Genomic DNA, 12,364 nt, shown 5'->3' with positions numbered 1-12,364 from the left:
AATGGATAATTACCTCTGGTTAAAACCGCTAGGGAATTGAATATAAGGAAATATTATTTCTTGTCTTGGTCGATTGGATATGGCGCACTTCGGAGTGGCTCTGCACTCTTCGGGAAACCTCGCCATCCCATCCTGACGGAATGCTCCGCAAACGACCGCTTTTTCCCCTTTATTGGGGAGGCTAATAACGCTGAATTATTTAATTAATAATTATTAATTATTCGGTAAGTTGACAATTCGACGCCTCCCCTACCTGAATTCTGACTCCTAACTACCACTAAAATATTAGAACTGAAATAGGATTGCTATAATAGAAGTTTGATAAATATTTACTAAAAATAGGGGATTTTAATAATAACTGCTTCTGTTTTTTTGTAAGCATTCAGCTTGAGTGCAATAAAAATGAACGATGTAGCTCCATAGACTTTTAACGGTACTTTGATATTTTTCAGAGTGAAAATGCCTTCAAAGCTAGTAGGCGTAAGGAAAATACGTTGCTCAGGCTAAAAATGGCTCAAACCTAGATATATCAGGAAAAAGGTTGATTAAATGTAAAACCTAGACTATATAAGGGTTTGATGTTGTTCTTAACATATTTTTTGCCAAAGTACCGTTAAGGTTAACTGATAGACTTTTACAGTAACTTTTAATTCTTTGAAATCTCGCTTATTGCTTTTTCCTCTTTTAAAGGTAATGAAGCTGATAGCTGAGAGCTGAACGCTGAATGCTTACATTTTTTTTGTATAAAGTTCTTTATCTAATTGAACGATAAAATTTACCATTCTCCTGCTTTTTTTTCTTGGCATTGCCAAAATTTTACCTTTCCTATCTTCCTTATTCTTTTTTTATTGCCTATACTATATGGCAAGCATTCAGTCATTACTTATTCTTTTTTAAGGAAGAATCCAAATTGAAATATTGAGGGAAAATTAAAAGTTACTCTCCAAGTATTCTTTGCTAATCTTTCTGATTAATTACTTGGTACAGAATTATTACCAAAGAAAAGCTGAATAAAAGTCGATTTCCCAGAAAAGGCGAGCTACCTGAATACTTATACTATAGGTTTATTTACTTTTGTTGATTCACACAAAAATCCAGACCCTCTAACTGATAAGGAAATAAATCTTTAAACCATTTTTTATCAATAGGTAGAGAGTGCTCACCGTCAATAAAAGAATTAATTTTAGTTTGCCATTCAGAGTCATTATTAGGAATAATCATCCCATAAAAATCACAAGTTAAAGGTTTTTCTGGCACTAACTTATAATTATTAATATCCAGATTTTGTCTGACCAATTCCCCAACAGATAAAATCCCATCATTAGCCAAAGTCTGAATTTCTCCTTTAACCAGAGATTTTAGAGCTTCATTAATACCTCTACTACCTTTAAAATAGACTGCTTCCGATTGAGGATATTCTGTTTGAATAAATTTTTCTGTAGTAGTATTTCTCAACACACCTGTTTTAACTCCTGCTAAATTACCATCAGGATTTATTTGTGTTTCTTTTTTCACTAAAAAATGAGTTCCTGTGACAAAGAAAGGATTAGAAAAAGCTACACCTTTAACATCATTCCTAATCGTATTTGGACCGCATTCTAAATGTACAATCCCATTTTGAACTAATTGAAATCTGTTTTCTAGAGTAGAGACAATTTCTATGACTTTAACTCCAGTGGAAATTTTTAATTCCTGAGCAATATTTTCAGCAAAAGCATCGATAATATCTTCACAATAGCCAGCCCATTCTCCTGTATTATTTACATAACCAAAAGGAGTAGCATCTCGTCTCATTGCTACTTTCATTACTCCAGTTCTTTGTATTTCTTCCAATATAGTTTCTTGCCGTTGAGGAATCTTGGCAGTAATAGGTGAAGGGATGATTGGTTTTGGTGGAGAGCTGCCATAAGCAGTTATTAATTGTTGTGGCGTTAAAGATTGAATTAAATTCAAATTTAGGGAATCTTTATTCATCACTTTGCCATAGGAGGCAGTTAAATATGGTTCGTATTCCGATTGATTATCTAGATACTTTTTAAAGAAAGCCACACTTAAATTTTTTAAATAATACTGTCCGACTTCCGGCGTCGGACCCTGTAATACCTCTGGCAAACCAGGTATTAAAGTGCTAGTAGAAAAATGAGTTCCTGGAACCAAAAAAGCCAAATATTTATCTGAATTATTATTCATCCAAATAAAAGGATGAACATCCTCTTCTATCCCTGGAGTCAGAATATCGTGACTACCTCCCATAATTAGAGTCGGAATAGAAATATTCCTCATTTGTTCAGGTCCGAAAACTACACTTGTTAAAGGAAAATAAGCGAAAACTGCTTTAACACGAGGGTCTCTTAACTCATAGTTTGAAGGTGGTAAGTAACTAGCACGACATTGCAACAATACCGATACATTTAAGCTCAATTTTTTCGGGTCACATTCTTGATTTAGTCTAGGCAAATTAATATTAGCACCCCCTAAAGATAAGACTGTAGTAGCACCAAAAGAATTTCCTAATGCACCGACTTTTTCTAAGTCTATTTTAGATTGCCAATAGGAGTCATTTTTGACTAAATTTTCCAGTTCATCTAATAAAAATGTGAGGTCTGATGGGCGGCTAAGATATTCAATAGGACTGATATCTATATCTACTTCTCCTTTGAGAAAAGATTGGCGATATGCTAAGTCACTACCTAGATGTTCAACTCCTGCTAATGCAATACCATAAGATGCTAAATGTTCTGCTAAAAGAATGCTTTTTTTCTCTGCTCCAAAACCATGACTATAAATTACTAAAGGTACTGGTTTAGAAATTCCTTCAGGTAAGTAAATATCAGCTTCCAGAGTATAATAACCTGTTAAACCTGTGTAAGTTTGGCGCAGACTATTTATTTCAAAACTAATAGATTTTTTAGTTACTTTATAAGGACCTAATTTACTCAAATCTGCCAGTTGATAATAATCTCTTTGTGGGTCTGTAGAAACTTGCTTTTCTGCCTGTTCAATAATTGCTGTAATAGAAGTATCTCGATATTCTTGGAAAGTTGTTAACTCATTAGAAAACTCAGATAAAAAATCTGTACTTATTCTGATTGTTCTTGCGGGAAATTTTTTGATGATATTGATAATAGTAAATCCCTCTTCTGGATCTGATGCAGCTTCAATTAAAGCAGTTCTCATTGCATCATAACCATTAATATCAGGATCTATTTGTACTAACCGACCCAAATATTTGAGGAAATCTTGCCCCATAGCCATATTAGTAATGCGAGAAATTAATTCAGGCGGTATATCAAAACGTTTTTGCAATACTTTCCGCAAATTTGCTAAATCTTCTTTTGTCATAAAAGCAGCATAGAAGCCAAAATCATTAGTAATTCTGCCTTCTTTAGCAAATACTTCTAGAGAATCTACAGACATATATAAATCTGTGAGATTAGGAACTTTAAATACTATACTTTCAGCATTCATAGCAGGTTTTGGCTTCAACATATTTTGCAAAATACCAATGCTAATTATTCCTACTATTACTAAAATCTTTGTTAATAATTTTGTCGATATGCTAGATTTTTTACTCATTTTTTATCTCTCATATTAATCTCAAAAATGTATTTATAAATACCTGTATTAAGTACCTGTGTAAAATGAATTTAACATTTGACAGGAAATAAGAAATAGGGAAAAAAAATACTTGTATACCGGAGCAGTAGATATAAAAATAATGCCTACCTACTTAACCTAACCATTAAATATACAATTAATTTTGCTTGACTACCTAAGAGCAAAAAGTCATAGATAATTGTAATTGATAATTGTGTTAAATTTATTAGTATTATTAAATTTTTATATTTTGGTCAATTAGGCAAAAAAAATCGTAAGCATTTCCTGCGGAATGCTGCGCAAACAACCAGCCTCCTGGGGAGGAACTGCCTCTTTCAGAGGAGCTGCCTCTTTCAGAGGAGCTACGCTAACGCTTTTCATGTCGCGCAGCGAAACGTTAACAGCTATTAGCTCTCAGCCATTAACTTATTCTTTTTGAGGAAAAAATCAGAGTTGAAAGATTGAGGGAAAATTAAAAGTTACTCTCAAAGCATTATTTACTAATCTTTCTTATATAGAATCCGGGTAATTAGTTATCGTATCGCGCTAGGAGTCAGGAGTCAGGAGTCAGGAGTCAGGAGTCAGGAGCCAGGAGAAAGAAAAGATTGGAACTTGGAAATTGTATAATTCGTATTCAATAGAACATCTGTATTCAGAGAAAGTAATTTTGCAATTACTGTATAACCGGATTTTATATTATTCATTACTTAGTGCAGAATTATTACCAAGAAAAAACTGAATGCAAGTGCATTCCGCAGGAAAGGCTAATCCTTGAATGCTTACAAATAATTTAGGGAATTTCCATGGAAATTCCCCACAAGAGTTTCAGAATAAGATTTATGTAATTTTGATCAAAAATAATGTTACAAATCGTGGAGGTAAGAAAGAAGGAAGAATTGAAGTGGGAATAAAGTGAGGAAGAAGGAAGAAAAATGGTAAACTTTATCGCTCAATCATATTAATAAATTCATACAAAAAACAAGCATTTATAATTAATATCCACTATTTTTAGAAAAAATTTATAACGCTTGGTATCAGATATTTTTTCAGGAAATGTAGTAAACATTTTGAGAATTAGTATAATACCTACCACCTACAGCGCTTTTCAGTTGAGTAGACCACTAAACTCATTGTTAGGAGTCAGGAGTCAGGAGTCAGGAGTTAGGAGTTAGGAGTTAGGAGTTAGAAGTTAGGAGTTAGTATCATTGTGGCTTATTCATATGAAAACCGCTGTAATATTCTTGTAAAAAAAAAGAATGTTACAAATAACTAATATCATGTCTATTTGAATAACCACAATAAAAAATTTAGGGAGTAGGGAGTAGGGAACAAGAGAATATTCTCTTGAGATAGAAGAAAATTTTTATTATGGCTAATTAGGGCTAGTTGAATAAATATAGAATCCTGATAATACATCAGTTTAAGTGGTGCTAAACCAGGAAAAAAGTGCCAAAAAATTACTAAATTAATCTTAACTGCTGGGGATTAGACCTCACCTGAGTGGGAAAAATGCCGAAAAATTAATACCTGCAACTATTGCAACATTGCCTATTCCCTTCCCTTACTAACAGACTTTTTCAGCAAACCCTAATTAATGAGACTTGATATAATAGGATGCTTGGAAACTTAGTTTCCAATGCTGGCAAAATGAATATTTGTTTACTACCTAATACCTAAAATTTATTTGTAGCAAAAATTCATAAAACTGCTATAAAACCTACCACCTCTTACTCTTTAATCGCACCCGCTCACCATAATTTAACAACATTTCCAAAGCAGCTAAACGATTTTGCCAAGTTTGAACTTGATAAGGATTTTCCCTAGCATGAACACTCATAGAAGTTCTAAACTTTAACTGAAATTTCCTGAGATTTCTTTGAGCATTATTCAAATTACTATTATCAGGATTATCAGCCAATTTTTCCAAAGCTAATGCCAAATCTTCTGCCCCACTTCGCCAACTCTCTAGTTCAGATTCCTCCAGAGAAAGTAGCTCATTTCCTAACAAAAAACTCCATTCTTTTTTCAAAGCTTGAAAACGATCTGCTGCTGCTGCAAATGGTTGACGATAAGGAATTATACCCTCCACAATATGAGAAGGTTTAGTAAAAGCATTCAAAGAAGCTCTTCTATTATTATCCATTTCTGGCGCACCTTGAGTGCGAGTCAAAAATCCATGCAACCCACCAGTAATTCTTTCCGCAGCAAAAATAATATAACCCCCAGTAGGTAAATCTCGTGCTGCCTGAATCTGGTCAACTGCTACAATCTCAGGAAGATTCAAAAGCTTAACCGCTGGCGTGATCAAAGTGCTACCCAATACTCGTGTATTTGTCAGCGGTTGGGTAATTTGCTGAAAACGATTCGTATCCAAAGCGTAAGTCATAGGAGTAAGTAGATCAATATCCCCCTTCAGAACCCAACTTTCCCAATCTTGCTGAATTTTATCGAACCGTTCATGTCGGGGAAAAGGAAATACTGCCGCCGAAAGAATCAGCTTTGGATATTTCCGTTTGAGAAATTTAGAAGTATTAGCAACAAAACTATTAACTTGATTAATCTTAAACTCACTCCACTTCCACAAATTCTGGCGATCGCGTGCTGAAATTTTCATCGGATCTATCCCATACAACTGCCGAAACTGATTCCGTGCTGTCGTACTATAACCATAAGAAAAATTCCGACTAGGATTTTGAAACGGATAGCGAATATAGTCAAGGTGAATCCCATCAACCTGATACCGACTAGCAATTTCATCTATTATATTGAGCAAATATTGCCGAACGTAAGGATTCGCTGGGTCCATATAAACCTTCCCATCAGCAGGATGTCTTTTACGACCCTTATTATCAGTCATCACCCAACTAGGATGAGCCGAAATTACCGGACCCAAATAACTATCTGCTTGACCAAGAGCGCGGTTGTGCGCTCGGTTTCCTACTGCGAACGTCCAAATCCAAGCGTGTATCTCCATATTCCTTTCGCGGGCTAACTTTACCGCAGCCGCAAGAGGGTCCCAAGAAATTGTTAAAGGATTTTGTCTCGGAGCAACATTACTAGGGTAAATCGGATAACCAGCATTAATAGTTTCAAAGAAAACAGTATTAATACCCGCAGCAGCGAGTCGGTCAAACACTCCCGCTAAACCTCGTTCAGACCTCGCCCTAACAATTGTTCCTCGGTCTAACCAAACAGCTCGAATCTCAGACCCCGCTCTTTCTCCATCAGTGGGGTAATTTTTCCACAACATTTGCCTTGTTTGCAGCCATTGATTTCTGGCAGTAGCATATTGTTTGGCTGCCACCTGTTGGGGAAAATTTTGAATTACCTGACGCGCTCTAGTTATTACTTGTTGAGCATCTCTGATTTTTCGATTTCTTTGAGCAATAAATGTAGTATTGTCAGTATTGGCAGCTACCAAGCTACTGCCATCTGCTGCCAAATTTACTTCTACATTTGCTGACTGAGCTGCTACTAAAGCACTTTCAAACCTACCGAGGAGATTATTTAATTCCTTTAACATTGCATAAGCTTCAGCTCTACTGATTGGATGGTTTCCCCGTCTAATATTTAAACTTGGAGGTGCTGATTCTGATGAAGGGTCTGTTTGGGAGTTTGGTACTTGCACTCCTGGTAGGGGTAGAGGTCTAAGTAAGGCAGTTAAGGGGTTACGGCGAGAGGATGATGTAGTTGTTGTTGTTTCTTGTCGGGATCTGTTCCAAATACTCCCTCTGTTATTTGTAGTCTGTGGAGTATGATTATCCGGGGAATTAATAGGGATGTCGTTTTTACCAACGGTGTCAGTTTTTTGGTTTTGTTCGTTTCTTTGTTGTGGGAATCTGTTCCCAAGACTTCCTCCTCTATTATTAGTCGTCTCTAGAGTCGGATTAGTAGTGGAATTAACAGGGGTATTTTGTTCTCTAAGAGTTTCAGGTTTCTGATTTTGCTGGTCTGTCTGTTCTCGAAATCTTTGCCAAACATTGTTACTCTGGGGAGTTGTTGTTGCGTCCGAAACTGAATTATTATTTTGACTTAAGTTTGTTTCTGTTGGTTGAGTATAATTTTCAGGTTGTTGTTGAGTATTTATCCTTTGCTGCTGAGTTCTGAGCCAAATATTATCTTTATCTGGAGTTGAGTTTTGAGCTTTGGTCGCAGGTTGATTTGTGGTTGAATTTTCAGCAGTATTTACAGATGTAGTTTGAGGTTGAACCCTAACTATATTAAGATTTTCGTTATTTGGTCTTGGTGAAGGAGAAGTACGAGGTCTAATTTTAAGAGGATTGGAGTTATTCGTGGTGGGTAAGGTCTGTCTATTATTCCCTGTTGTTAAGGGATTATTATTTCTGGCAGTAAATTGCGGCTCGCTTTGATAGCGATTCAAAGTAGCTTGTAACCAAACACTGTCTAAAGTAGCAGATGTACTATTTCCCCAGTGCCAACCTAAATAAGTAGCTTGGGGAGTAATCACTACCGCTGAAGAACCAGAACTTCCCTTCCAAGTAGCAGCCGTTGTACTATTTAATCCTGCCGGAATTAATATTCCACCTGTAACTGTACCTTGGTTATTGGTTTTTGGTGCCCAACTTGTAGATTCTTTACACGCAATATCTAAACAACGATATTTAGGTTCTGGTGTAGTAGGTTGACTTAAAGGAAAAGCCCAATAAGAACCAAGGAGCGATCGCAATTGTTGCCTTACTCCTGGCTGAGACCTCTTACCTACTTGGCCACTAGCTATTAATTTTCCTCCCTGCTTCGCCCACTCTTCAAGAATTTGTACTTGACTTTGAGTTAAAGTCTCAATATTCGGTAAAAAGATAACTTTAACTCCAGATAGGTCAGCTAATGTATTTATTTGTCTTAAATCAATAGGTTCATAACTAATACCTAAAGCGCGGATTCGTGTAATAATTTCATTCCATTCATCTGTATTTTCTGGGTCTCGAATTATGCCTAATAAAACATTAGCTCTACCAGGGTTGGGTAACAGTACCATTAAACTTAGTAATGTACCTGCCAATCTTGGTAAAATCTGTGTATATAAATCCTTTTTTTTACTCATTACTCCTCACTTTCTGATTAAATTAAATCAACAACTAATTGTTGTAAATAAATTGATTTATAATCGCTTTAATTGATAGTTATGTAGTTTCACCGAGTTTTTATCCGATAAAATTATATTGGTGAATAATGAATTATACATCCACATTTGCCTATAATTAATTCATTGCAATTATCTATTTTAACTTAAATTCGTGCATTTTCAGCCTAATTCATTATACTTATGGATATAATCTAAAACACTAATTTCTTTGCTCTATTTAAGGAAGATACTATAATTTTTCTGAGTCCTGTATGGATAAAAATATATAGAGTGCAAATCATTAGAATAGTTTTATTAACATATTACATGTTTTATGTCAAGCAACCATATTTTTACCATGAGGAATCGATATTAATTACTATGTCATTTCAGTTATAAGTTATCAATTATCAGTTATTAGTTATCAGTACCTCCTACGGGGACTTACACAAAAAATTAGCAAAAAATAGGCTCAAATATAGACAGCTAGAGGTTTTTACGTCGAAAAGGTATAATTCCTTTATTACCAAGGGTTTTAGCCATTTTTAGAGCTTTGACGTAATTCCCTTGTCTAGACTGACTTTCAAGCATTTTTCTGCCCATAAATTGTGTAAGTCCCACTACTTCAGTCGGAGGCTTGAAATGCTGAATTTTCTTTTTTTCATCCCCTTGAAAGGGGAAGCTTGAGACTTTATTTTCTGGTCAAGATTCGGGCATAATTTTTTTGAATTAAGCTACATAAGAGACTGTTTGTAAAATAAGTATTAAGAGAGCAAATAGTGACTAAAATATCAAAGCAGTAGTACTTCAAGAGATTGAAATTTGGTAGATGCCAGAGGTGGAAAAGTACATATATTCCTAGATTTTTAACTGACAAATAGTTGTCTTGATTTCTTCCTCCCTATTCCCAGTTAAGTGTTCCCTATCTCCTTTTTATCTTTCCTTTACAAACAGTCTCTAATAGAATTAAATTAAGTAGTGTTTATTTATTTATTCTTTACTAATAAATTAAGCAAAGATTCAGGAATAAATACAAATTAAATCTCAGGGAGTTTCTTTCAATATTTTTCGAGAATTTATTACTGATTTACAATGCAGAAAAATTTACTATCAGTAATAGATGATAGATGGACACTAATCTTTAGTTAATCCCAATACACATAGATTTTATTTATTCTTAATGGGGAAATATACAGTCTGAGACCAAGCAAACTCCTATATAGTTAAAACTACTGTTGATAATTAATAGATAATTATTATGACGATTTTTGGTATCTATAGGTACAAAAAAAAATTAGGAAAATCCAAACAGCTTGACGAATATAAGTTTGAGCTAATTTGTAAAATAAAAATTAAAGATTATTGCTAAAAAAAATGTTAAAAAATACTCCTAATGGTACGGGACGAGGATGCTCCCACTACTTCCCACCATCTCTCACTCTCTTTTTAAATAGATCTCATAGACTGTTTGTAAAGGAAAGATAAAAAGGAGATAGGGAACACTTAACTGGGAACAGGGAATAGGTATGGAGGGAATAGGGAATAGAGAGGAAGTAATTAAGATAACTATTTGTCAGTTAAAAATCTGGGAATATATATACCTTTCCACCTCTGGTATCTACCAAATTTCAATTTATTGAAGTACTACCGCTTTTAGATTTTAGTGACTACGCATCTCTCATTCGACTTATCAGGGCTTACGCAAAGACACTATATATAGCGCATGATATAGCCCATGGAAAATAGAGCGATTGCTGAGTCTAATAAAACTAGAGGGTCGAAACGATATGAAAAAGCCAGACTGAGAGTAGCTAAATTTCATGCCAAATTAAAAGATACCAGAACAGATTTTCTACATAAATTATCCACTGAAATAATTCGTGAAAACCAAACAATTGTTTTAGAAGTATGACAATGTATCTGGTATAGTAAAAAAGCGGTGCGACCCCGCGACGACGTTAGCGTTTCGGCTGTCGCCGACATGAAAAGCGTTAGCGAAGCTCCTCTGCGCATAGGCAGCTCCTCTGCGCATAGGCAAGTCGCAAGCGGTCAGACCCCGCGTCGCCGACAGGCGCAAGGGAATGCTGACCAAGAGAGGGAATGCGCACCAAGAGAACGCAAATTATCCAGAGCTATTTCAGATTTAGGGTGGAGACAATTCCGAACCCTGTTAGAAGGAAAAGCAGAGAAACACGGTCGTGATTTTAGAGTAATTAGTCGTTGGGAGCCTACTTCTCAACAATGATCATGCTGTGGTTTCAAAGGTGGAAAATTAGATTTATCAATTCGCGAGTGGGAATGTCTCAATTGTGGTGCAAAACACGACAGAGACAAGAATGCAGCAATAAATATATTAGTCGCGGGCGGGCAGTCCAAGACAAAAAAGCGCACCGAACCCGCGCCGCCGAAAGGCGCAAGGGAACGCGGAGCAAGAAACGGACGTGGAGGCAAGCGTAACCCACCCCCATCCCCTCCCGGGAGGGGAGCAAGAGGGGTGGGTGCAGCAGCCTGTGAGACGTCAACTCGCCGAGGAGCTACGGCTCGCTAGGAATCCCCGTGCCTAAAACCGGCGAGGATGTCAACGAATAATTATTGACATAGATACTCAACGTAATGTATTGTTGGAGTGGATCGACTATAATAAGCCTGAAGTCATAGTTGTAGAGCGATCGACAGTATTAAAATAATTGGACAAAGTTCAACACAATTAGACATTTGTAGTTAAGTTACGCTCTCGTACGGATACAATTACAATGGAAAGTATAATGACAGAAGCAGTAAAAATTGCCCAACAATATTACGATAGTACCGAAACCGACAAATTGTACGCTGCCATCTGGGGAGGGGAACATATTCACTATGGCATCTACACCCAACCAGACGAAGCAATTCACGACGCTTCCCTGCGTACTGTCGAAACCATTGCCCAAACTCTGGCAAAAATAGACCAAAATTCACGAGTTATTGACCTGGGAGCTGGATATGGAGGGGCAGCTCGGTATTTGGCGAAAACCTACGGCTGTTCCGTCTGCTGCCTCAATTTAAGTGAGTTGCAAAATCAACGTAATAGCCAACTTAACCAAGAACAAAACTTAGACCGCTTGGTAAAAGTGACTCAAGGAAGCTTTGAGAATATTCCCTATCCAGACAACTCCTTTGATATTGTTTGGTCTCAGGATGCTATTTTGCATAGTGGCGATCGCCGTCTAGTTTTCCAAGAAATTAAAAGAGTCTTAAAACCAGGGGGCGAATTGATTTTCACCGACCCCATGCAAAGCGAAATTTGTCCCCCAGGAGCATTGCAACCTGCTTTTGACCGTCTGGGAATTAGTGATATGGGGTCTTACCTTTTTTACAGTCAAACAGCAAAAGAGTTAGGTTTTGAGGAATTACATTTTATGGATTTTTCCCAAAATGTGCCGATCCATTATCGACGTTTTGGGGAAGAAGTACAGAAAAGGTACAATGAAGTAGTAAAATTGACTTCAACGGAATTTGTCGATAAAACTTTAAATAGCATTCAACCTTGGATCGAACGTTACGAACAGGGATATATGCAATGGGGGATTTTACACTTCCGTTTGAACAGTTTGTCATTGCGACGATAGGAAGCAATCTCCTCAATCCTTGAGATTGCTTCCTTCCATAGAGTGTAAGTCGCTGCGGACTTAGGTATAGTAATTA

The 12,364-nt window shown here is 36.3% G+C and carries 4 protein-coding genes and 1 pseudogene; 3 read left to right on the top strand and 2 right to left on the bottom strand.

Going from position 1 to position 12,364, the window contains the following annotated elements:
• Positions 1-1,068 precede the first annotated feature (1,068 nt).
• Both ACP6PM_RS10700 and ACP6PM_RS10695 read right to left on the bottom strand, forming a co-directional pair.
• On the bottom strand, positions 1,069-3,576 hold the full coding sequence (locus tag ACP6PM_RS10700; protein WP_426584431.1) for an alpha/beta hydrolase: 2,508 nt from the start codon (positions 3,574-3,576) through the stop codon (positions 1,069-1,071).
• Positions 3,577-5,314: 1,738 nt separating this feature from the next.
• Positions 5,315-8,659, bottom strand: coding sequence for a family 10 glycosylhydrolase (locus ACP6PM_RS10695; protein WP_426584429.1), 3,345 nt, complete (start codon positions 8,657-8,659; stop codon positions 5,315-5,317).
• Between the two features lie 1,756 nt (positions 8,660-10,415).
• Between ACP6PM_RS10695 and ACP6PM_RS10690 the strand changes: the two genes are divergently transcribed.
• The 3 genes and pseudogenes from ACP6PM_RS10690 (at position 10,416) to ACP6PM_RS10680 (ending at position 12,288) form a co-directional block, all read left to right on the top strand.
• Positions 10,416-10,592 (top strand): transposase, encoded by a 177-nt coding sequence (locus tag ACP6PM_RS10690; protein ID WP_426584427.1) that lies wholly within the window; start codon positions 10,416-10,418, stop codon positions 10,590-10,592.
• A 198-nt stretch (positions 10,593-10,790) separates the two neighbouring features.
• Positions 10,791-11,228 (top strand): annotated as a pseudogene (locus ACP6PM_RS10685) (zinc ribbon domain-containing protein); the annotation flags it as partial.
• A gap of 205 nt (positions 11,229-11,433) precedes the next feature.
• Positions 11,434-12,288: an SAM-dependent methyltransferase gene (locus ACP6PM_RS10680; RefSeq protein WP_426584425.1), complete on the top strand. Its 855-nt coding sequence runs from the start codon at positions 11,434-11,436 to the stop codon at positions 12,286-12,288.
• The last annotated feature ends 76 nt before the right edge of the window (positions 12,289-12,364 follow it).

It is taken from the genome of Dapis brunnea BLCC-M229, from assembly GCF_050015995.1.
Lineage (GTDB): Bacteria > Cyanobacteriota > Cyanobacteriia > Cyanobacteriales > Microcoleaceae > Trichodesmium.
Note: the sequence above shows the minus strand (reverse complement) of the source record. Positions and strands in the feature narration are given on the sequence as shown.

Coding starts and splice junctions, on each gene's coding strand:
- ACP6PM_RS10700 (WP_426584431.1), bottom strand. CDS start 3,576: ATGAGTAAAAAATCTAGCATATCGACAAAATTATTAACAAAGATTTTA.
- ACP6PM_RS10695 (WP_426584429.1), bottom strand. CDS start 8,659: ATGAGTAAAAAAAAGGATTTATATACACAGATTTTACCAAGATTGGCA.
- ACP6PM_RS10690 (WP_426584427.1), top strand. CDS start 10,416: ATGGAAAATAGAGCGATTGCTGAGTCTAATAAAACTAGAGGGTCGAAA.
- ACP6PM_RS10680 (WP_426584425.1), top strand. CDS start 11,434: ATGGAAAGTATAATGACAGAAGCAGTAAAAATTGCCCAACAATATTAC.